Annotated in this window: 18 protein-coding genes and 1 pseudogene; 13 read left to right on the top strand and 6 right to left on the bottom strand. The window is 64.5% G+C overall.

Annotated elements, in window-relative coordinates; all coding sequences use genetic code 11:
• Positions 1 to 166 precede the first annotated feature (166 nt).
• The 5 genes from dctA (at position 167) to BGK68_RS06880 (ending at position 5,576) form a co-directional block, all read left to right on the top strand.
• Complete coding sequence (gene dctA, locus BGK68_RS06900) at positions 167 to 1,501, top strand: C4-dicarboxylate transporter DctA (RefSeq protein ID WP_075256466.1); 1,335 nt, start codon at positions 167 to 169, stop codon at positions 1,499 to 1,501.
• Positions 1,502 to 1,601: 100 nt separating this feature from the next.
• Positions 1,602 to 2,288 (top strand): GntR family transcriptional regulator, encoded by a 687-nt coding sequence (locus BGK68_RS06895; RefSeq protein WP_069375233.1) that lies wholly within the window; start codon positions 1,602 to 1,604, stop codon positions 2,286 to 2,288.
• 258 nt (positions 2,289 to 2,546) lie between these two features.
• Positions 2,547 to 4,343, top strand: coding sequence for a methyl-accepting chemotaxis protein (locus BGK68_RS06890; RefSeq protein ID WP_075256465.1), 1,797 nt, complete (start codon positions 2,547 to 2,549; stop codon positions 4,341 to 4,343).
• A 194-nt stretch (positions 4,344 to 4,537) separates the two neighbouring features.
• Positions 4,538 to 5,128 (top strand): biliverdin-producing heme oxygenase, encoded by a 591-nt coding sequence (locus BGK68_RS06885; protein WP_075256464.1) that lies wholly within the window; start codon positions 4,538 to 4,540, stop codon positions 5,126 to 5,128.
• A 7-nt stretch (positions 5,129 to 5,135) separates the two neighbouring features.
• Positions 5,136 to 5,576, top strand: coding sequence for a YbaN family protein (locus tag BGK68_RS06880; protein ID WP_013236464.1), 441 nt, complete (start codon positions 5,136 to 5,138; stop codon positions 5,574 to 5,576).
• A 60-nt stretch (positions 5,577 to 5,636) separates the two neighbouring features.
• On the opposite strand, the gene mgrA is transcribed toward BGK68_RS06880, so the two are convergent.
• The 4 genes from mgrA to BGK68_RS06860 all read right to left on the bottom strand — a co-directional run bounded on the left by mgrA (position 5,637) and on the right by BGK68_RS06860 (position 10,422).
• The gene (gene mgrA / locus BGK68_RS06875; protein ID WP_075256463.1) at positions 5,637 to 6,671 is read right to left on the bottom strand and encodes an L-glyceraldehyde 3-phosphate reductase; all 1,035 of its coding nucleotides are present in this window, start codon (positions 6,669 to 6,671) and stop codon (positions 5,637 to 5,639) included.
• A gap of 165 nt (positions 6,672 to 6,836) precedes the next feature.
• A complete protein-coding gene (locus BGK68_RS06870) occupies positions 6,837 to 8,375 on the bottom strand; it encodes an ATP-binding protein (RefSeq protein WP_233149247.1) in 1,539 nt (512 codons plus the stop codon).
• Positions 8,338 to 9,051: a response regulator gene (locus BGK68_RS06865; RefSeq protein WP_013236467.1), complete on the bottom strand. Its 714-nt coding sequence runs from the start codon at positions 9,049 to 9,051 to the stop codon at positions 8,338 to 8,340. Before BGK68_RS06865 ends, BGK68_RS06870 begins: the two co-directional genes overlap by 38 nt.
• A gap of 24 nt (positions 9,052 to 9,075) precedes the next feature.
• Positions 9,076 to 10,422 (bottom strand): ABC transporter substrate-binding protein, encoded by a 1,347-nt coding sequence (locus BGK68_RS06860; protein ID WP_075256461.1) that lies wholly within the window; start codon positions 10,420 to 10,422, stop codon positions 9,076 to 9,078.
• 420 nt (positions 10,423 to 10,842) lie between these two features.
• On the opposite strand from BGK68_RS06860, the gene BGK68_RS06855 reads away from it, so the two are divergent.
• The 7 genes from BGK68_RS06855 to BGK68_RS06825 all read left to right on the top strand — a co-directional run bounded on the left by BGK68_RS06855 (position 10,843) and on the right by BGK68_RS06825 (position 18,378).
• On the top strand, positions 10,843 to 12,153 hold the full coding sequence (locus BGK68_RS06855) for an ABC transporter substrate-binding protein (RefSeq protein ID WP_233149246.1): 1,311 nt from the start codon (positions 10,843 to 10,845) through the stop codon (positions 12,151 to 12,153).
• Between the two features lie 186 nt (positions 12,154 to 12,339).
• Entirely contained in the window at positions 12,340 to 13,254 is a 915-nt protein-coding gene (locus BGK68_RS06850) for a carbohydrate ABC transporter permease (protein WP_075256460.1), read from the top strand.
• A gap of 16 nt (positions 13,255 to 13,270) precedes the next feature.
• Complete coding sequence (locus BGK68_RS06845) at positions 13,271 to 14,173, top strand: carbohydrate ABC transporter permease (RefSeq protein WP_083657742.1); 903 nt, start codon at positions 13,271 to 13,273, stop codon at positions 14,171 to 14,173.
• 24 nt (positions 14,174 to 14,197) lie between these two features.
• Positions 14,198 to 15,331 (top strand): ABC transporter ATP-binding protein, encoded by a 1,134-nt coding sequence (locus BGK68_RS06840; protein WP_075256458.1) that lies wholly within the window; start codon positions 14,198 to 14,200, stop codon positions 15,329 to 15,331.
• 2 nt (positions 15,332 to 15,333) lie between these two features.
• Positions 15,334 to 16,251 (top strand): BadF/BadG/BcrA/BcrD ATPase family protein, encoded by a 918-nt coding sequence (locus BGK68_RS06835; protein ID WP_075256457.1) that lies wholly within the window; start codon positions 15,334 to 15,336, stop codon positions 16,249 to 16,251.
• Positions 16,248 to 17,375: an N-acetylglucosamine-6-phosphate deacetylase gene (gene nagA, locus BGK68_RS06830; RefSeq protein ID WP_075256456.1), complete on the top strand. Its 1,128-nt coding sequence runs from the start codon at positions 16,248 to 16,250 to the stop codon at positions 17,373 to 17,375. Before BGK68_RS06835 ends, nagA begins: the two co-directional genes overlap by 4 nt.
• Entirely contained in the window at positions 17,368 to 18,378 is a 1,011-nt protein-coding gene (locus tag BGK68_RS06825) for an SIS domain-containing protein (RefSeq protein WP_198937278.1), read from the top strand. Before nagA ends, BGK68_RS06825 begins: the two co-directional genes overlap by 8 nt.
• A 186-nt stretch (positions 18,379 to 18,564) precedes the next feature.
• Here BGK68_RS06825 and BGK68_RS06820 read toward each other — a convergent pair whose 3' ends face one another.
• Complete coding sequence (locus tag BGK68_RS06820) at positions 18,565 to 19,452, bottom strand: LysR family transcriptional regulator (RefSeq protein WP_075256455.1); 888 nt, start codon at positions 19,450 to 19,452, stop codon at positions 18,565 to 18,567.
• Between the two features lie 477 nt (positions 19,453 to 19,929).
• On the opposite strand from BGK68_RS06820, the pseudogene BGK68_RS06815 reads away from it, so the two are divergent.
• A pseudogene (locus tag BGK68_RS06815) lies at positions 19,930 to 20,763 on the top strand (DUF3300 domain-containing protein); the annotation flags it as partial.
• 7 nt (positions 20,764 to 20,770) lie between these two features.
• On the opposite strand, the gene BGK68_RS06810 reads toward BGK68_RS06815, so the two are convergent.
• Positions 20,771 to 22,147, bottom strand: coding sequence for an IS30 family transposase (locus tag BGK68_RS06810; protein WP_083657723.1), 1,377 nt, complete (start codon positions 22,145 to 22,147; stop codon positions 20,771 to 20,773).
• Positions 22,148 to 22,168 lie beyond the last annotated feature (21 nt).

Raw genomic sequence — 22,168 nt, 5'->3', positions numbered from 1 at the left:
CGCGTCTCCTGGTGACGGCCCGGACCGGAAAGGCAGGGCCTCGAAAATTTCTGATTTTTTGATTGTATTCAAAAATTGTATGCAATATAGTCGCTTCGTGCCAACGCGAATCAAAAAATCACCTGCGCTGGCCATACTTTCCAAGAAAACAAGCCAGGAGACAGTGGTGAGCAAACTATTCAAATCCTTGTTCGGGCAGGTGGTCCTTGCCCTGATCGGCGGGATCATCATCGGGCTACTGTGGCCGGACTTCGGCCAGAACCTCAAACCCCTGGGCGATGGCTTCATCAAGCTGATCAAGATGATCATCCCGGTGATCGTGTTCTGCGTGGTGGTGCAGGGCATCTGCGGCGCCAGTGACCTGAAGAAGGTCGGCAGCGTGGGCGTGAAGGCCATCATCTACTTCGAAGTGGTGACCACCATCGCCTTGCTGCTGGGCCTGGTGCTGGCGCTGGTGGTGCAGCCGGGCGCGGGCATGAACATCGACCCCAGCAACCTGGACGCCAGCAGCCTCTCGGGCTACATGGCCAATGCCGGCAAGGTCAAGGAAACCGGCTTTGCCGAATTCATCATGAAACTGATCCCGGCCACCGCCGTGAGCGCCTTCACCTCCGGCGACGTGCTGCAGGTGCTGCTGATCTCGGTGACCTTCGGCTGCGCATTGCTGCTGATCGGCGAAAAGGGCGCGCCGGTGGTGGCGCTGGTGGCGTCGCTGTCGGACGCCTTCTTCAAGTGCATGTCCTTCTTCATCCGCCTGGCGCCCTTGGGTGTGCTGGGGGCGATTGCCTTCACGGTCGGCAAGTACGGCATCGGTTCGTTGAAGCAGCTGGCGCTGCTGGTGCTGCTGTTCTACGGCGCGGTGATCTTCTTCGTGCTGGTGGTGCTGGGCGGCATCCTGCGCGCCAGCGGGCTGTCCATCTTCAAGCTGATCCGCTACCTGCGCGAAGAGTTGATCGTGGTGCTGGCCACCACCTCCTCGGACAGCGTGCTGCCGCAGATCATGAAGAAGCTGGAGCACATGGGCATCAAGAAATCCACCGTGGGCCTGGTGATCCCGACCGGTTATTCCTTCAACCTGGACGCCTTCTCGATCTACCTGACCATGGCCGCGCTGTTCATCGCCCAGGCCACCAATACCCACCTGTCCATGGGCGACCTGGCCGCCATCCTGGCCATCGCCCTGGTGACTTCCAAGGGTGCGCACGGCGTGCCGGGCTCGGCCATCGTGATCCTGGCGGCCACGCTGACCACCATCCCGGCCATTCCCGTGGTGGGCCTGGTGCTGGTGCTGTCCATCGACTGGTTCATCGGCATCGCCCGCGCGCTGGGCAACCTGCTGGGCAATTGCGTGGCCACCGTGGTCATCGCCAGTTGGGAGAAGGATATCGACAAGGTGCGCGCCCGCGCCGTGCTCAATGGCCAGACCGTTGCGCCGCTGGTGGAGGAAAACCCGGTCATCGAACTCATGGGCGTGACCGTCAAGCCGGCCCAGCTAGGATGATCGCGAGCCGGGCGGCGGGGATGGTTGCAGCCAGTTGCAATGGTTACAATGTGCTGCGCCGCCCCCGCGTGCCCGCCCTATCCACCCACCCCTGCCAGCCATGACTGATTCCGCGCCCGCTCCCGACAGTTCCGACGCCATCGCCAGCGACATCGCCGCCAATATCGCGGCGCAACGCCTGCCGCCCGGCGCCAAGCTGCCAGAGGAAGCGCTGGCGCGGGTCTACCAGGTCAGCCGCACCAAGATCCGCGCCGCTCTGGTCATGCTGGCCAAGGACAAGCTGGTGGACCTGATCCCCGACAAGGGCGCCTTCGTCAGCAAGCCCACGGTGGAAGAAACGCGCAACATCTTCTTCGTGCGGCGCACGCTGGAGTCGGCCATGGTGCGCGAGTTCGTCGCACGCGCCACGCCGGAGGACTATGCCCGGCTGGAAGCCCACCTCGAGCTGGAACGCCAGGCTGTCTCGGATGACAACATGCAGGTGCGCTCCACCCTCCTGAGCGACTTCCATATCCTCTTGGCGCGCATCGTGGGCAACGACGTGCTCACCGACATCCTCGAAAAGCTGGCCGGCCGCAGCGCCCTCATCACCATGCTGTACCAATCCACCCGCGACGCCGCCTGTTCCAGCGAAGAACACCGCGCCTTCATCGCCGCCGCCCGCGCCGGCGACACCGAGCGCGCCATCGAACTGATGGAACACCACCTGCTGCATGTGGAACAGGCCCTGGCCTTCGAGCCCAAGGCCGGTCCGCGCAAGGATCTGCTGCGCGAACTGCTGTCCTGAAGTGGAAACGATATCAGGCTGTTACAGATAGATGACCGAAACGGCACGCATCGTGCCGCGACCCCGCGCCACACAAGGCTTTGCGGGCGGCGCAGTGCGTCCGCGCCGGCCCCGGCAAGCCTTTATTAGACGGTGAAATCCCGCTGTATTCGACCATTTCGGCCTTGCGCGCCAGGGCCACACTCATGCACCGGCCCCATCACGCCAACACAACAATCAGCCGGCGCAGCACAACAACAAAGTCATCAGGGACTCCACATGTTCAACTCCATCAAAGCACGCATCCTGTTCTATACGATCACCCTGCTCATCGCCAGCCTGGCCGTGGTCGGAACGGTCTCGTTCTTCATCATCAAGCTCGATAACGATCGCGCCATCGAACGCAACGCGGAGTCGGTGGCCAGCGGCTTCGGCTCCACCATCAATGAATGGGTCGCCGCCCGCACCGCCATGACGGTGGCCGCCGCCGATGGGGTGTTGAACGCCGATCCGGTGTTTGTCATCAAGACGCTGCAAAAGAGCGGCGGCTTCTACGTCACCACCCTGGGCAAGGAAGACAAGACCGCCTTCACCTCGGCTGCCGAAGGCCTGCCGGCGGGCTATGATCCGACCGCCCGTCCCTGGTACAAGCAGGCCGTGGCGGCGGGCAAGCCGGTGCTGACCAAGCCCTACACCGACGTTGCGACCAAGAAGCCGATGGTGTCCTTCACCGCACCGGTGATGCAGAACGGCCAGCGCGCCGGCGTGGTGGCGGCGGCCATGTTCCTGGATGGCGTCTCCGATGTGGTGCGCTCGATCCACCCGACCCCGGCCAGCTTCGCCTTCCTGGTGGACCGCGACGGCCTGATGCTGGCCCACCCCGATGGCCAGTGGGTCAACAAGCCGGCCAAGGAATGGAATGCCGAACTCACCCCCGAGCGACTCAACGCCCTGGGCGCGGATGACAAGGCCAGCGAAGTGATGCTCGAAGGCGCGGCCAAGCTGGTCAAGGGCGTGCCCATCAAGGGCACCGAATGGACCCTGATGCTGGCCATGGACAAGGCCGACGTCACCGCCGGCCTGCGCAATGCCTCGCGCTCGGCGCTCATCGCCCTGGTGCTGGTGGCCCTGGTGGCGGCCGGCATCATGAGCCTGATCACCACCGCCGTGTTCCAGCGCCTCTCGCGCGTGCGCCGCGCCATGGACAACCTGTCTTCCGGCAATGGCGACCTGACGCTGCGCCTGACCGAAGACGGCAGCGATGAAGTCACGCAGATCTCGCGCTCCTTCAACACCTTCGTCAACCAGATCACCGGCATCCTGCAGGACGTGCGCCGCAGCAGCGACACCGTCAAGATCTCCTCCACCGAGATCGCCACCGGCAACCAGGATCTCTCGGCGCGCACCGAGCAACAGGCCGGTGCGCTGGAAGAAACCGCCTCGGCCATGGAAGAGCTGACCTCGACCGTGCAGCAGAACTCCGAAAACGCCCGGCGCGCCAACGAGCTGGCCGGCAATGCCTCCAAGATCGCCGCCCAGGGCGGTGAAGTGGTCGGCAACGTGGTCTCGACCATGGAAGCCATCAATGCCTCCTCGCGCCAGATCGCCGACATCATCACGGTCATCGACGGCATCGCCTTCCAGACCAACATCCTGGCCCTGAACGCGGCCGTGGAAGCGGCCCGTGCCGGCGAGCAGGGTCGTGGATTTGCGGTGGTGGCCTCGGAAGTGCGCTCGCTGGCCCAGCGCAGCGCCCAGGCGGCCAAGGAAATCAAGGTGCTCATCGACAGCTCGGTCTCCAAGGTGGCCGATGGCGGCGTGCTGGTGACCCAGGCGGGCCAGACCATGGAACAGATCGTGGCCAGCATCCGCGACGTCAGCGTGATCGTCAGCGAGATCGCCCACGCCAGCGCCGAGCAGAACGGCGGCATCCAGGAAGTGAACCTGGCCATCACCCACATCGACGAAGGCACGCAGCAGAACGCGGCGCTGGTGGAACAGGCCGCCGCCGCAGCGCGCTCGCTGCAGGATGAAGCGCACCGGCTGTCGGTGCTGGTGGGCGGCTTCAAGATGTAAGACGTACGAGCATCCCGGCATCCCCGCATCACGCCAGCGGCCTGGCCTCGCGCAAGCGGGCCAGGCCGTTTGCGTTAAAATGCCCGCTGCAGTCAGCCACCTCCGTCCTGCTTGCAGGCCGGGTCCGCCAGCCGCCACGTCATTGCGCCTTCGTGGCCGCTGACGCCTGTCTGATGACCCGCCCAGGACCACCGATGAAACCAGTCGCCACACCCGCCCCTTCCCTGTCGGCCCGCCTCAAGGCCGACACCGCCGCGCTGCACGAACAGATGCATGCACTGATGGAACAGGCCCAGCCCTTCGCCGACCGCGCGCGCTATGCACAATTCGTGGCCGCGCAATACCACTTCCAGCGCGATGTCGAACATCTCTTCGACGACCCTGCCCTGCAGGCCGCCGTCCCCGACCTGCAGGTGCGCGGTCGCGAAGCCGACGCGCTGGCCGACCTGGCCGACCTGGGCGCCGTGGCCGGCCAGATCGACATCGCCACAGCCACGGTGCGCATGCCCGAGGCGCTGGGCTGGCTGTATGTCTCCGAAGGCTCGACCCTGGGCGCGGCCTTTCTGCTCAAGCAGGTACAGGAGCGCCTGGGCCTGGATGAGCAATTCGGCGCACGCAACCTGGCGGCCTATGCAGAAGGCCGCGCGGTGGTGTGGCGTCGCTTTGTCGGTTTCCTCGACCAGGCCGGGGGCTCGCCGCAGGTGCAGGAGGCCGTGCTGGCCGGCGCTCGCGCCGCCTTCGAACGCTTCGGTGCGCTGCTGCGCCGCCACTTCGCATTGGGCTGATCCCACCATGGAAGCTCCCGAGCAGCGCGCAAGCTCCGCGCCCAGCACCCTGGCCCCGGCGCGCACGCGCTGGCTATGGCTGCTGCTGGCCTATGCCAGCCTGGGCGTGGGCATCGTGGCGATCTTCATTCCTGGCATTCCCACCACCGAATTCGTGCTGCTCTCCGCCTGGGCCGCTGGCAAGGGATCGCCGCGCCTGCAGCGCTGGCTGGAACAGCATCGCCTGTTCGGCCCGATGATCCACAACTGGCGCCACGGCCGGGTGGTGGCGCGGCGCGCCAAGATCAGCGCGTCATTGATGATGAGCCTGTGCCTGGTCATCATGCTCTTTACCGTCAAGCGCCACTGGGTGATCGTGCTGGCCACGCTGGGCATGGCGCTGGGGGCGGCCTGGATGTGGTCGCGCCCGGAGCGCGCAGAAGACGCCGAGCCCGGCGAGCGTTCATGAAAAAAAGCCTGTCCCGCACAAACGGGACAGGCTCTTGGTCGATGCACTTGCCGGTCAGCTTCAGGTGATCGACGACGACACCTTCCACAGATCGACATCGCCATCGGTGGCGTGCTTTTCGATGCTGGCCAGTTCTTCCTGGGTGAAATCGAGCTTGTTGACCGCATCCAGCGAATCATCGAGCTGCTCGACCGTGCGTGCGCCGATCAGCGCCGAGGTCACGCGGGCATCACGCAGCACCCAGGCAATGGCCATCTGGGCCAGCGTCTGGCCGCGCTTGCTGGCGATCTCGTTGAGCGCACGGATGCGCGCCAGGTTGTCCTCCGAGAGCATGCGCTGCGGCAGCGAGGGGGCGCGCGTCACGCGTGCGCCTTCCGGCACGCCGCCCAGGTACTTGCTGGTCAACAGACCCTGCGCCAGCGGCGAGAAGCCGATGCAACCCACGCCCAGTTCTTCCAGCGCCGGCAGCAGGCCGCCTTCGATGGCGCGATTGAGCATGGAATAGTTGGGCTGGTGGATCAACAGCGGCACACCCTCGCTCTTGAGGATGGCGGCGGCCTTGCGGGTCAGCTCGGGCGAATAGGACGAGATGCCCACGTAGAGCGCCTTGCCCTGCCGATGCAGATGTGCCAGCGCGCCCATGGTTTCTTCCAGCGGCGTGTCGGCATCGACGCGGTGCGAATAGAAGATGTCCACATAGTCCAGGCCCATGCGCTTCAAGCTCTGTTCGCAACTGGCGATCAAGTGCTTGCGCGCGCCGCTGGGGCCGCCATAGGGGCCGGGCCACATCTGCCAGCCGGCCTTGCTGGAGATGACCAGCTCGTCACGGTAGGGCAGGAAATCCTTGGCCATCCAGCGGCCGAAGTTTTCCTCGGCCGAGCCGGCCGGCGGACCATAGTTGTTGGCCAGGTCGAAGTGGGTGACGCCACGGTCGAAGGCGCGGCGCAGCACGGCGCGGCCAGTCTCGAAGTTGTCGACGCCACCGAAGTTCTGCCACAGGCCCAGCGAAATGGCGGGCAGCAAGAGGCCGCTGCGGCCAGTGCGGCGATAGGGCATGCGGCCATCGTAGCGGGAGGGTTCGGCGATATAGCTCATGGGTCTCCTTGGAGAAATGTTCTGCGGAAAGAATCGAGGGGGACTGCCACTTCCTGTGTGGTCTGCAGAAGTCTACGCTTCTGGCGGTAATGCGTTCAACGCCCGATCCTGCGGGATTTGCTCAGTCTGACAGCGCCCTCTTCTTGCCCGTTCCCACGGATCTTTTCAGCGCGCCGGCAGGATGATGGTGGCCATCAGGCCGCCTTCCGGATGATTGCGCAACAACAACTCGCCGCCGTGCGCCTGCACGATGTTGCGCGAGATACCCAGGCCCAGCCCCATGCCGCCGCTGTTCTGGGCGCGTCCATGCTCCAGCCGCACATAGGGCTGGAAGAGCGTGCCCATGGCGTCTTCCGGCACGCCGGGGCCGTGGTCGCGGATCTCGATTTCCACCAGGTCGCCCTCGGCGCCGGGCGAGGGGCGGATGCTGATCTCGACCTTCTGGCCGTAATACAGGGCATTGTCGAACAGGTTGCCGATGGCGCGCTTCAGGGCCAGCGGCTTGGCGATGACATTGATGCCCGAAGGCGTGAAGGCGATCTCGTGACCGGCCAGGCGGGCGTCACGGATCATGCGCAGCACCAGCGCATCGAGGCGCACTTCGGTGCGGTTCTCGTGGATGTCACTGTCCTTGACCGATTGCAGCGCACCCTTGACCATCATGTCCAGCTCATCGAGATCGTCATGGAAATCGGTGCGCATGGCGTCGTCATCCATCAGCTCGGTGCGCAGCTTCAGGCGCGTGATGGGCGTGCGCAGGTCGTGCGAGATGGAGACGAAGAGACGCTCGCGGTCTTCCAGGTAGCGCTTGATGCGCTCGCGCATGCCGGAGAAAGCACGCGCGGTCTTGACGTATTCGCGGCTGCCGGTCTCGGGCAGGCTGGGCACGGTCTCGCCCTTGCCGAAGGCTTCGGCGGCATCGGCCAGCGCGGCCAGCGGACGGGTGGTCCAGCGCACCACGAGGATGGTCAGCAAAAGGATCGCCGCCAGCGACAAACCCTGCAGCACCAGCCGGTCCAGCCACAGCGGATTGTCGCTGTCCAGGAAGTAGGGATTGGGCATCAGCGCGGCCAGGTAGATCCAGCGTCCACTCTCGACCTGCATCTGGATCACCAGCACCGGCGCCGAGTTGGGCTTGGTCATCAGGATGTGCTGCACCCAGTTGTCGGGCAGATCGTTGACGGTGAGGCCATCGCTGGCCACCGGCAAGCCGTCCGGCCACGCGAAGGCCAGCCGCGCTTCCGGCAGGAAGGGCAGGTCTTCGCGCAGGGTCTGTGCAGCCACGTCGATGGCCAGCTTGGCCAGGCGACTGTCGCCGATCGACTTGACCGCCACAGCGCTGCTGTTGGCGTTGATGAAGAAGCGTGTACCCCCCATTTCGCGCAGCTGCTGGATCATCAGCGGGCGATAGTTGGGCGGCAGCGTCATGAAGTAGCGGATGGCCGAGGCGGCGCTATGGGCCAGGTGCTGCGCGGCAGTGCGGGTCTCGACCTCGGACTTGCTGCGCAGTTGCACGGCCCAGATCAGGCCGCCGGCCACCTGCGTGACCAGCACCCCGAAGATCATCACCACCGACAGACGGCCCAGCAGGGAATCCGGCAGCAGCCAGTCCAGCAAGGCCGCCAGCCGCCCGCGCGGGCTGGGGGCGGCTGGCGGGACGACGGCCTCAGGCGGCTGCGGCACTGACGTCAGCCGAGAAGACATAGCCGGCGCCACGCACGGTCTTGATCAGGTGTGGTTGCCGTCCGCCGTCATTCAAGCGCAGGCGCAGCTTGCTGATCTGCACATCCAGCGAGCGGTCCAGCGGGCCGGCATCGCGCCCACGGGTTTCTTCGCACAGCACATTGCGGTCCAGCACGTCGCCGGGATGCTCGACGAAATACTTCAGCAGCTGGTAGTCCATGCCAGTCAGCGGCACGATGTCGCCCTGGCTGTCCACCAGGGTGCGTTCCACCGTATCGAGCGAGAAGCCGGCAAAGCGGTAGTAGCGCGGCGCGGCGCTGCTGTCGATGCCGATGCGGCGGTGGATGGCCTTGATGCGCGCCAGCAGCTCGCGCGGGCTGTAGGGCTTGGCGATGTAGTCATCGGCGCCCAGCTCCAGGCCGACCACGCGGTCGGTCTCGTCCGAGCTGGCGGTGAGCATGATGACCGGCACATTGGATTTGCGCCGCACCGCCTTGCACAGCGCGAAGCCGTCCGTGTCGGGCAGCATCACATCCAGAATCACCAGCGAGAGCTCATCGGCCAGGCGCTGGAATTCGGCGAGGAAGGTGGCGCCGTCGTGCGCCAGCCGCACCTCGTACTGGTTCTTTTCCAGATAGGCCTTGAGAAGGGTGCGGGTCTTCTGGTCGTCATCGACGATCAATATCTTGCGCGTCATGTTGCTGCTCCATCTCCGTATTTCTTAATCACTGCGATTGCGCGACAGGGTACGCGCAATCGTGGCAAGCCGTTTCTGCGTCTGTTCCTCGCTGATGCTGCGGTCCATGAAGAAGCGCTGCACCTCGGCCACGATGGCGTCCTTGGTGGTGTCGTCGGTGGCCATGCGGTGCACCAGGCTGGGCGCCTGCCACATCGGCCCCTTGCTGAAGGTGCGCCAGGAATCGCGCGCGCAGCGGTCCATGTGCGGATCGGCCGCGCGCAGCACGGGAATCGAACCCTTGATCTTATTGTATTCGGACTGCACGGCCGGCGACATGGTCAGCCGCGCCAGCGTTTCCTGCATCGGCTGGTGCGCGTAGTTGCCGGCGAACATGGCCAGGGTGTCGGTACTGTAGAGGTGGTACTCGCCGGTGCCAGGCGCAGGGGCGCAGCCGAACTGCTGGTCCACTTCCATGCCCCAGGCATTGAGTTCGCCCTTGGCCCAGTCGCCCATGATGAGCATGGCCGCCTCGCCGCTGACCATGCTGCGCGCCACTTCGGTCCAGGGGCGCTCGCGCACCGGCTGGGCCATCGCCCCCGCCAGAGCGCGCAGGCGCTTGAGGATGTGCAGCATGCGCGCATCCAGATAGGCGGCCGGGCTCATCTCCACGAACAGCTTGCGGTAATACGCCGGGCCGCTCTCGGCCAGCGCCAGGTTCTCGAACAGGGTCGCCAGTTGCCAGGCCTCGGCGCTCTGCGCCAGCGGGACCACGCCGCTGCCTTGCAGCTTCTTGACGATCTGGTCGAACTCGTCCCAGGTCTTGGGCGGGCTGAGGTTGTAACGCTTGAAGACGGCGACGTTGTAGTACAGCGAATTGATGCGGTGGATGCCCAGCGGGGCGGCCACGACGTGACCATGATTGTTGAGCAGCGACCAGACCGTGGGGAACATCTGCTTTTCCCAGTTGCCCTGCACGGCTACATTGTCCAGCTCCAGCAGCAGGCCCAGGTCGGCCCATTCGCCGAAGACCACGCCATTCAGCTGCGTCACTTCCGGCGCGCGGTTGGCCAGCACCATGCTCTTCAAGACCTTGGCCGCGCCCATGCCGGCGCCGCCGGGGATGGCCACGTCGCGCCACTGGATGTCCTGTCTGGCCAGTTGATTGACCACCACGTTGATGGCCTGCCGTTCGCTGGCCGAGGTCCACCAGTGCAGCACCTGCAGGGAACCCGTAGTGGTCGCCGGTGAGGAAGACGAGGACGGCGCCTGCGCCTGCGCCTGCGCCGGCGGCCCGCCCAGCCACAGCGTCAGCGCGAACAGGCAGACCGCCGCCAGCCCGCAGCGGGCCGGGCCGGTGCGTGCATTCGCGGGCCGTTTCGTTTTTATCATGGGGGTGCCTGTCTCCAAACCGGAACAGACTATAGCCGGGTGCCTGCCAATGCGCAATTTGCAGCTGGCACGGCAGAGCTGGCCGACCTGCCTTGGGGATCTTTAAAACGATGAACCCGGTTTAGCTCTTGTTAAGAAATGTAAGACTGGCTCTGCTTATCTTATCCACAGGCCAGCCCGCATACTGCGCCACAAGCTCCCCGGTCACGATGGAAAACGGCCCTCCCGGTGCTGCAGGGCCTGTAAGGATATGTAATGGCCGGGCCGCTAGCAGATCCCTTTTATTCCTTTTGAATCAACAACTTGCAGGAATACGCCAGGCCCGCATGGCCAGGCTCGCATCACATGGGCGGCGCTGCTAATGTCACGGCGTTTCGTCGCGCTCCACCATCGACGATCCCCATAACACCAAGGAGACCCATGATGCAGACCGAACAAAAGGCTGGTGGTTTTTCCCTCTTCTCTGCCCTGCCCGTCTTTCCGCGCCGTCCCCTGCTGGCCGCCTGCGCCCTGGCCCTGAGCCTGGGCTCCCTGGCCGCCGCGCCCAGCCAGGCCGGTACGCTGACCATCGAAAGCTGGCGCGTGGATGACCTGCCGCTCTGGCAGGAAGTGTTGATCCCGGCCTTCCAGCGCAGCAATCCGGGCATCACCGTCAAGTTCTCGCCCACCGCCCCCACCGAATACGACTCCAGCCTGGCCGCACGCATGGCTGGCGGCACGGCGGGCGACCTGGTGGCCTGCCGCCCGTTCGACGTCTCGCTCTCGCTCTACAACAAGGGCCATCTGGAAAAACTGGATGGCAAGCCCGGCATGGAATTCTTCGCGCCTGCGGCCAAGGCCGCCTGGCAGACCGATGACGGCCGCGACACCTTCTGTATGCCGATGGCCTCGGTGATCCATGGTTTCTTCTACAACACCAAGATCTTCAAGGAACTGAACCTGGAGCCGCCCAAGACCGAGGCGGAATTCTTCAAGCTGCTCGACACCGTCAAGGCCAACGGCAAGTATGCGCCGCTGGTGATGGGCACGGCCGAACAGTGGGAGTCGCACCAGGTGCTCTTCACCAGTATCGGCCCCAACTACTGGAAGGGTGAGGAAGGCCGCAAGGCGCTCATCGCCGGCAAAGCCAAGTTCACCGATCCGCAATTCGTGGCGGCCTGGGACTATGAAGCCAAGCTCGGCAAGTACCTGCCCAAGGGCGCTTCGGCCCAGACCTACAGCGACAGCCAGAACATGTTCGCCCTCGGCAAGGGCGCGGTCTATCCGGCTGGCTCCTGGGATATCGCCTACTTCAACGGCAAGATGGACTTTGCCGCCTTCCCGCCGCCGGTGCCCAAGAATGGCGACGCCTGCTACATCTCCGACCATAACGACATCGGCATGGGCATCAACAAGAAGTCCAAGAACAAGGAAGACGCCTACAAGTTCCTGGCCTGGCTGGGCTCGCAGGAGTTTGCCGATCTCTATACCAACAAGGTCACCGGTTTCTTCTCGCTGTCGAACCACCTGATCTCGGTGAAGGACCCGATTGCCAAGCAGATGATGGGCTGGCGCAAGAACTGCGCCTCCACCATCCGCGTCAATTCGCAGATCCTCAACCGTGGCACGCCCAGCATGGAAAACGAGATGTGGAACGTCAATGCCCAGGTGTTGAACGGCAAGATGAGTCCGCAGGATGCGGCGGCCAAGATCCAGAGCGGTTTTGCCAAGTGGTACAAGCCGCAGCAGTAAGGCTGCTTGACTGACGTAGGCAATACCCGCCCGTTCGGGCTGAGTAGCGGCAACGCCGCGTATCGAAGCCTGACCTGAGCCCGTCGAAGGGCGCTTCGTCCGCGCGCCTTCGATACGGCCCTCGCGGGCCTACTCAGTCCGAACGGAAGTAGATGTCCGCGCTCCCCCTTCAGGAACAGGAGACCCATGAAAACCATCCGCGCCTGGCAACTGGCGGTGCTGCTGGCCCCCGCCGTGCTGATCTACGCCCTCTTCAGCGCCCTGCCCCTGCTCGATACCCTGCGCCTCGGATTCTATACCGCCAATGATGCGGGCGTGCGCAGCTTCGTGGGCCTGGACAACTATCGCACCATCCTCTTCGATCCCGACTGGTCGGCGGCCTTCTGGAATGCGATGTGGAACAACGTCAAGTTCTTCTGCATCCACATGGCCCTGCAGAATCCCATCGGCCTGTTGCTGGCTACTCTCTTCAGCCTCAAGGGCCTGCGTGGCGCGCGCACCTACCGCACGCTGATCTTCCTGCCCACGCTGCTGTCGGTGGTCATCATCGGCTTCATCTGGCAATTGATCCTCTCGCCGCTGTGGGGCGTGAGCGAGAAGCTGCTGGGCACAGTCGGCCTGGCCGACTGGTTCGCGCCCTGGCTGGGGCAGGAATCCACGGCGCTGCTGACGCTGTCGCTGATCTCGGTGTGGCAATACGTGGGCATCCCCATGATGCTGATCTACGCCGCCCTGCTGGCCGTGCCCGAAGAAGTGCTGGAGGCGGCCCATGCCGAGGGCGCCAGCGCCCTGCGCATCTTCTGGCAGATCAAGCTGCCGCTGATCTATCCGACCCTGGGGCTGGTGACCATCCTCACCTTCGTGGCCAACTTCAATGCCTTCGACCTGATCTATTCGGTCAAGGGCGCGCTGGCCGGTCCCAACTATGCCTCCGACCTGCTGGGCACCTATTTCTATCGCACCTTCTTCGGCTACCAGGCGCAGATCGGCAGCCCGACCATGGGCGCGGCGGTGGCGACCCTCATGTTCCTGGTGATCCTGGGCGGCGTGGGCGCCTACTTCGTCCTGGTGCAGCGGCGCTTGACGCGCTATGCCATGTGAGCGGCGGGAGGACGACATGCTGGCTTCTTCTTCCCTTTCGACTTCGTCCACTTCTGCCACCATCATGCGCAAACCTACGCTGATCCAACGCAGCTTCGGCCAGGCCGGCCATCTCTGGGTGCATGCGGTGCTGTGCCTGTATGCGGTGATCGCGCTGTTTCCGATTGCGCTCATCCTCATCAATTCGGTCAAGACCCGCAACGCCATCTTCGAAGGCCCGATGGCCCTGCCCACCGCCGAGACGCTGACCTTCGCCGGCTTCCAGAAGGTGCTGGCGGGCACGCACTTCCTGCTCTACTTCGGCAACAGCCTGGCGGTCACGCTGACGGCGCTTTTTCTGATCCTGCTGTTCGGCGCCATGGCGGCCTGGGCGCTGACCGAGTACCGTTTCTTCGGCAACCGCGCGCTCAATTTCTTCATCGCCATCGGCATCATGATCCCGATCCGGCTGGGCACGGTCTCCATCCTGCAACTGGTGGTGGCGCTGGATCTCATCAATACGCGCACCGCGCTGGTGCTGGTCTATACCGCACAAGGGCTGCCGCTGGCGGTGATGATCCTCTCCGAATTCATGCGCCAGATTCCCGGTGAATTGAAGGACGCGGCGCGCTGCGATGGCGTGGGCGAGCTCAGCATCTTCTTCCGCGTGATCCTGCCGCTGCTGCGTCCGGCCATCGCCACGGTGGCCGTGTTCACCATGATCCCGGCCTGGAACGACCTGTGGTTCCCGCTCATCCTCGCCCCCGGCGAAGACACCCGCACCGTCACGCTGGGCGTGCAGCAATTCATCGGGCAATACGCCACCGACTGGAATTCGGTGCTGGCTGCCTTGTCGATGGCGGTCATTCCGGTGCTGCTGCTGTACATGGCCTTCTCGCGCCAGCTCATCCGTGGCCTGACCTCGGGCGCCGTCAAATAATCCCCCGCATCCAAAGGAGACTTCATGGCACACGTCAACATCAAGCAATTGCGCAAGACCTACGATGGCCGCGCCGATGTGCTGGCCGGGCTCAACCTCGATATCCGCGATGGCGAATTCTGCGTGCTGGTCGGCCCCTCCGGCTGCGGCAAGTCCACCCTCTTGCGCATGCTGTGCGGACTGGAAGAGATCAGCGGCGGCGAGCTGGCCATCGGTGGTGAGGTGGTCAATCATCTGCCGCCCGCCGAACGCGGCATCGCCATGGTGTTCCAGAGCTATGCGCTGTATCCGCACATGAACGTGTACAAGAACATGGCCTTTGGCCTCAAGGTAGCCGGCAACAGCAAGAGCGACATCGACGCGCGCATCCGCCATGCGGCGTCCATCCTCAAGATCGACCATCTGCTGCAGCGCCTGCCGCGCGAACTCTCGGGCGGACAACGCCAGCGCGTGGCCATTGGCCGCGCCATCGTGCGCCAGCCGCGCCTGTTCCTGTTCGACGAGCCACTCTCCAACCTGGATGCGGCGCTGCGCGTGCAGACCCGGCTGGAGATCGCCAAGCTGCACCGGCAACTGGCCGCCACCATCGTCTACGTCACCCACGACCAGGTCGAAGCCATGACCCTGGGCGACAAGATCGTGGTCATGCACGAAGGCCGCATCCAGCAGGCCGGCACGCCGCTGGAGCTGTACCAGCAGCCGCAGAACCTGTTCGTGGCCGGCTTCATCGGTTCGCCGAAGATGAATTTCTTCCAGGGTGTGGTGACCCGCTGCGATGACAGCGGCGTGCAGGTCGAGATCGCCGGCGGCCTGCGCCTGCTGGCCGATGTCGATCCGCTGGGCGTGACGCCCGGCGCTGCGGTCACGCTGGGCCTGCGCGCCGAACAGATCCGCGAAGGCCTGGGCGATGGCCAGCCGCTGCACGGCGTGGTCAATCTGGTGGAACACCTGGGCGAGGCCAATTTCCTCTACGTGACGCTGGACGGCGGCCACGACATCGTGGTGCGCGGCGATGGCAACCGCAATGTCGATATCGGCCAGCCGATCGCCCTGTCGGTGCACAGCCACGCCTTCCACCTCTTCGATGCGCAAGGCCAGGCGCTGCGCCGGCGCACGCCCGGCAACCTGCAGGCGGCGCGCCGCCACGGTCAGGCCTGATCATGGACGGCATCGCCTATCTGGTCGGCGTGGATGGCGGCGGCACCAAGACCCTGGTGCGGCTGGCCAGCCTGCAAGGCAGGACGCTGGCGCAGGCCAGCGGTCCCGGCTCGGCGCTGCGTAACGGCGCTGCGCACGCCTGGCGCGTGATCGGCCGGACCATCGAAGAAACGTTTGCAGCCGCCGGGATCAAACGTCCCGCCGATCAGGCATTGGCCGTGGGCATCGGCATCGCGGGCGAGAACGTGGCGCAATGGTCCGCCGATTTCCGCACCATGGCCCCGGCCTTCGGCGCGCTGGAGATCGTCAACGATGGCGTGGCCACGCTGCTGGGCGCACATGGCGGCGCACCCGGCGCAATCGTGGCGGTGGGCACCGGCACCATCGGCCTAGCCCTGGATATCGACGGCAGCCGCCGCGTGGTCGATGGCTGGGGCTTTCCCAGCGGCGACGATGGCAGCGGCGGCTGGATGGGCCTGCGCGCCCTGCATCACACCCAATTGGCGCTGGATGGCCGCAGCCCGCGCGGCCCGCTGGCCGAGGCGGTGCTGGCGCTGTGCCGCGCCGAACTGTCCGCCGCCCCCGAGCGTGACGAGCGCGCTACACTGCTGGACTGGCTGTCCCAGGCCGACCAGGCCGCCTTTGCCCGCGCCGCCCGGCCCGTGGTGGCGCATGCCGCCAACGACGAAGCCGCGCGCGCCATCCTGCAAGCGGCGGCGGCCGAGATCAGCCTGATGATCGCCACCCTCGACCCCGCGCAGCGCCTGCCGCTGGCCCTGTGCGGTGGACTGGCAGCGGCCCTGCAAGCCTACCTGGACCCACACCAGCAGGCGCGCATCGTGCCGCCCCAGGCCGATGCGGTCGATGGCGCCCTGCTGCTGGCGCAGCGCGCCCTGCAAGCAAAGGAAACCCCGGCATGAACGCACTGACCGAACTGCACGGCAACGTGCTGACCCCGCAAGGCTGGACCCATGGCAGCATGGTGTTCGACCAGCGCATCCGCTCCATCGACGGCAGGCCGCTGCGGCGCGAGCCGCGCCTGATCGACGAGGGCGACTACATCCTGCCCGGCTTCATCGACCTGCATGTGCATGGCGGCGGCGGGCGCGACGTGATGGAAGGCGGCGACGCGGTCCAGGTGCTGGCGCGCCTGCATGCGCGGCACGGCACCACCAGCCTGCTGGCCACCACCATGACGGCGCCGCTGGCAGAACTCGAAGTGGCCCTCAAGGCCATCCGCACGGCCACCGATACGCGCCCGCCCGGCCATGCGCGGGTGCTGGGCGTGCATCTGGAAGGCCCCTACATCAACCCCGGCAAGCTGGGCGCCCAGCCCGACTTCGCCATCGAGGCGTCGCTCGATCAGGTCGATCACCTCAACAGCCTGGCCCCGATCCGGCTCATCACCATCGCCCCGGAAGTGGACGGTCACCTGAAGCTGGTCTGCAAGCTGGTCCATCGCGGCATGAAGGTGCAGATCGGCCACACCGACGGCAGCTATGACGACGGCGTGGCGGCGCTGGCGCATGGGGCCTCGGGCTTCACGCATCTCTTCAACGCCATGAGCGGCTTTCATCACCGCGCTCCCGGCATGGTCGGCGCAGCATTGGCCCATGCCCAGTATGCCGAGCTGATCCCCGACCTGCTGCACGTCCACCCCGGCGCGATCCGCGCGGCGCTGCGCGCCATCCCGCGCCTGTTCTGCGTGACCGATTCGACGGCGGCCGCCGGCATGCCCGATGGCGACTATGCGCTGGGCCGGCAAGTGGTCCACAAGTGCGCCGGCGGCGTGCGGCTGGACGACGGCACCCTGGCCGGCAGCATCCTGACCATGGACCAGGCCCTGCGCAACCTGATCTCGCTGGGCATGGACGTGGCCGAGGCATCGCTACGCACCTCGACCTATGCCGCCGATTACCTGGGCCTGGCCGACCGGGGCCGGCTGGCCACTGGCTGCCATGCCGACGTGGTGGTGCTGGATCGGCAGTTCGCCCTCAAGGCTGTCTATGTGGAAGGAGAAGAGATTGACCTCGCTGATGCTTAAGGAAGCCCGCTCCGCCGCCGATTACGTGGCCGTGCAGCTGACCCGCGACCAGGATCGCTATGCCGCGCTGGGAGCGCGCCTGCGCGCCGCACCGCCCGCCAACATCGTCACGGTGGCGCGCGGCAGTTCGGACCATGCGGCGGCCTATTGCGCCTATCTCATCATGGCGCGCCTGGGCCGTATCGTGGCCTCGCTGCCGATGTCGCTGGTCACGCTGAACCATGCACCGTTGCAAGTGCGCGATGCACTGGCCATCGCCATCTCGCAATCGGGACAGAGCCCGGACGTGGTGGAGCCGATCCGCTACTTCCACACCCAGGGCGCAGCCACGGTGGCGCTGGTCAACCAGGCCGATTCGCCGCTGGCCAGCGCGGCGCAATGGAGCCTGCCATTGCATGCCGGGGTGGAGTCCAGCGTAGCGGCCACCAAGAGCTTCATTGCCAGCCTGGTCGCCAGCGCCTTGCTGGTGGCGCACTGGCAGGATGACGCCGCGCTGCTGAACGCACTGGCGCAGTTGCCCGACGCCTTGCGCGCCGCCAGCGCATGCGACTGGTCCGAAGCGGTACAGGCGTTGACGCCGGCCGACCGGCTCATGGTCGTGGGACGCGGCATCGGTTTCCCGCTGGCGCTGGAAGCGGCCTTGAAGTGCAAGGAAACCTGCGCCATCCAGGCCGAGGCCTTCAGCGGCGCGGAAATCAAGCATGGACCGATGGCCTTGATCGAAGAGGGTTATCCCTTGCTCATGTTCGCCATCCGCGGACCGTCGCAGGCGGGCATGCTGGCGCTGGCCGCCGAGATGCGGGTGCGCGGCGCCAAGGTCTTGCTGGCCGCGCCGGAGGATGTGGTGGAGCGCGACCTCACCTTGCCGGTGGCGGCCACGCCGGACCTCGATCCCATCGTGGCGATTCAGGCCTTCTACGTGATGGCGGCGCAATTGTCGGCAGCACGCGGGATGGACGCGGACCGGCCACGGCATCTCAACAAAGTCACAAAGACGAACTAAGTACAAACCGGGGCGCGTTCCGCTCCGGCACCCTGACTACCGTTCGGCCTGAGTAGGCCCGCCAGGGCCGTATCGAAGGTTCTCTAGCCTTTGTACGCAGGCACTCCCTTTCGACAGGCTCAGGACAGACTTCGATACGCTACTGCGCTGCTACGCAGTCCAAACGGAAGACGAACCGCCCGACGCTCATGCCTGCGCCTGCCGCGCCTCGTCGATAAAGGCGCGCAGGTAATCGATCTCCACATCGCTCTCGCGCGCACCCAGGTAGATGTGCTTGGCAATGCCCTGCTTGCCCAGCCGCACCGGCACCACCTCCATCTGCTCGGCATATTCCAGCACCAGCCAGCGCGGCAGGGCGGCCACACCGCGCCCGCTGGCCACCATCTGCAGCATGATGTCGGTGGTCTCGATGGTCTTGTGACGGCGCGGCACGATGCCCGCCGGGGCCAGGAACTGGGTGTAGATGTCGAGCCGGTCCACCGGCACCGGATAGGTCACCAGCACCTCATTGCTCAACTGCTTCGGCTTGACGTAATCGGCGCCGGCCAGCGGATGATCGCTTGCCACCACCAGCACCTGTTCATAATCGAACACCGGCTCGAACACCAGGCCCGGCTTGTCCAGCGGATCGGGTGTGACCAGCAGGTCGATCTCGTAGCCGAACAGCGCACCGATGCCGCCGAACTGGAATTTCTGCTTCACGTCCACATCCACATCCGGCCACGCCGCCAGATAGGGCGAGACCACCTTCAACAGCCATTGGTAACAAGGGTGACATTCCATGCCGATGCGCAATGCGCCGCGCTCGCCCTGGGCGAACTGGCGCAAGCGCTCCTCGGCCAGGCTCAGTTGCGGCAGCACGCGATTGGCCACGGCCAGCAGGTATTGGCCGGCTTGCGTGAGGCGCAAATGGCGTCCTTCGCGCAGCCAGATATCGGTGCCCAGCTGCTGCTCCAGCTTCTTCATGCTGTGGCTGAGCGCGGATTGCGTAACATGCAGCACGCCGGCTGCCGCAGTGAGCGAGCCCTGGCGTTCGACTTCCTGCACGATGGAGAGGTGGATGCGGTCCAGCATAGGATGAATGGAACTCATGAAAGGAGGAGATTGCATCATTTTATGTCATACACCTGGCCAGCGGAATCACGGCAACTCCAGTGCGATTCCGGGTAGAAAATCATGCCGCTGTTTCTTTTTAAAAACTTAGTTTTTTCTTTCCCTCTTCTTTTTCCATTGCAGATTTTGACCCACGTCCTTTCTCCTTTCCTTGCAAATCGCTGACAGCATGCATTTTCCGATAGCCCGCTTCTGGAGCGGCTTTGCAGTCAGCACTCTGTCAGTTTCCCGCACGGCGCGATCTTCCGTTTCGGATGGGCGCGATCCAGAACCTTTCACCAATGCGGTGCTCGAATCCTAACAATGCCCCGCAGCGCCCAGCCAGCGGCGCTGTTACATCCCATCACAATTGCAAGGTCAACTGGGCATCGCCGCGTGCCGTTAGCCAGCTTATCGCAAGCTCATTTCCGGGCTTTGCCTTGGATCGAGGACTTCATCATGACAACAAGAAACAGATCTTCCGCCATCATCGTCTCGGCCTCGCTGCTCGGTGCGGTGCTGGCGCTCTCGGCCTGCCAGAAGCAGGATGCGCCACCGCCCACAGCCGCCGGGGCGCCGACCGCCCCCACTGCTGCCGCCACGCCGCCTTACACACCGCCGACCGCCGAGCAGCTTTCGCAGATGGTCGCGCCCATCGCCCTGTTCCCCGACAAGCTGGTGGCGCAGGTATTGGCCGGGGCCACCTATCCGGACCAGGTGGTCGCCGCCAACCAGTGGCTGGGACAGAACAGCGCCCTCAAGGGCGACATCCTCCAGGCCGCAGAAGACAAGCAACCCTGGGACGTCAGCGTGAAGTCACTGACGATGTTCCCGGCGGTGCTCTCGCAGATGGCCGCCAATCCGGACTGGACGCGCGCCCTGGGCGATGCCTTCGTCAACGATCCCAACGACGTCATGAACGCCATCCAGGCATTGCGCCTGAAGGCGCAGCAAGCCGGCCACCTGAAGAGTTCGCCGCAGCTGCGCGTCTCTACCACCGAACGCAGCACCAGCACGGTCCGCTACGAAACACCGCAACCGGTCTACGCCGGCGCACCAGTGATCGCCCCGCCGCCCCAGACCATCGTCATCGAATCCAGCCAGCCCGATACCGTCTATGTGCCGCGCTACGACCCGGCCGTGGTCTATGGCGCGCCGGTGCCGGTCTACCCCGGCTATGTCTACCGCCCGCCCAGCCATGTGGCCGATGAAGTGGTGGTCGGCGCGCTGTCCTTTGGCGTGGGCGTATTCGTGGGCGAAGCCATCAGCCATCATTCCGACTGGGGCTGGCATGGTAGATTCAACCGGTCGTCGCAACACCAGATTGTTGAACAGATTTTAGATACTCGTCCAGTGCTTCGGCCGGTGTCTTCCAACCAAGCGTTTTTCGAGGTCTGGAGTTGAGTGTATTAGCAACGGCCTGGATCTCGCGAACGCTCCACCGAGACAAGTCGGTACCCTTTGGGAAGTATTGTCGCAAAAGACCGTTCGTATTTTCGTTTGTGCCACGCTGCCATGGACTGTACGGGTCGGCAAAAAATACCTTTACCCCGGATTCGACCGTGAAGCGGGCGTGATCAGATAGTTCTTTGCCACGATCCCAGGTCAATGATTGCCACAAAAGAGCAGGCATGTCAGCCACTGCATTTCTGAGCGCATTAGCCATCGTAACAGCTCCGTAGCCAGCCAGCGCAGGACCATTTTTCGTCCTTGGTATCAATCCGTAGCCTTCCTCGCGCGGTAGGTGGACGAGCATAGTGAATCGGCTTGATCGCTCGACCAGCGTCCCGATTGCAGACCGGTTCAGGCCAATGATCAGATCCCCTTCCCAATGCCCTGGTACGGCACGATCTTGGGCTTCTGCAGGACGGTTAGTGATCATTACATCCTCGCTAACGTGCGCCCAAACTTTGGCTTGTGCTCTAGCCCTCGGCACGCGCAACGCCCGACCAGTGCGCAGACAGCTAACTAGCTCTCGCTTAAGAGCTCCTCGACCCTGGATATAAAGTGCTTGGTAAATGGCTTCGTGAGAGATTCGCATGGACTTGTCATTCGGAAAGTCGATTTGCAGCCGGTTGGAAATCTGCTCAGGCGACCAACCATTGACCCATTTACGGTCACCGCGATGCGGCTTGTTTCTGCCTATGAACGGCGCTTGCCGAGGACCAGAAACGTCACGGCCATCAGCACCGCGAACCTTGCCCTCCAGACGGTCTTGGACGTAATCGTGCAACCGTGGATTAGTTACTAGCTTCGAAGGCTTGGGTCTCTTTGCGACGAGTTCAGTCTTCCACTGCGCCACCGACGCTCGATACTCAAGTCGACCAGCACGAGTTGCAACGTTGCGTTTCAGCTCCCGGGAAACCGTCGACGCGCTGCGCCCAATACGGCGAGCAATCGCTCTTACTCCGATGCCTTGGCACGAAAGAAGTCCGATCTCTTCTCGCTCTGAAAACGACAAGTATCTCCCGGATAACGGGCTTAACATAGAAAGTGGCATACCACCATTGTGACGGAACCAACGCGTCCCTACTGCCGGTGACACACCGACCGCCTCAGCAGCCTTCTCACTCGTAATACCTGTTGCGATTTGCTCCCAGAATCGCCGCTCGGTGTCCCGGCGATGCGACGGCGCACCTGGTGATCGCATCGCCCCTCGCCCCGTCAACTTGTACATCCATCCCACTGGTCGTCCCAT

Source organism: Herbaspirillum camelliae, from assembly GCF_001929405.1.
Taxonomy (GTDB): domain Bacteria; phylum Pseudomonadota; class Gammaproteobacteria; order Burkholderiales; family Burkholderiaceae_D; genus Herbaspirillum; species Herbaspirillum seropedicae.
The sequence above is the reverse complement of the archived record's forward strand: the minus strand, read 5'-3'. Positions and strand labels throughout refer to the sequence as shown.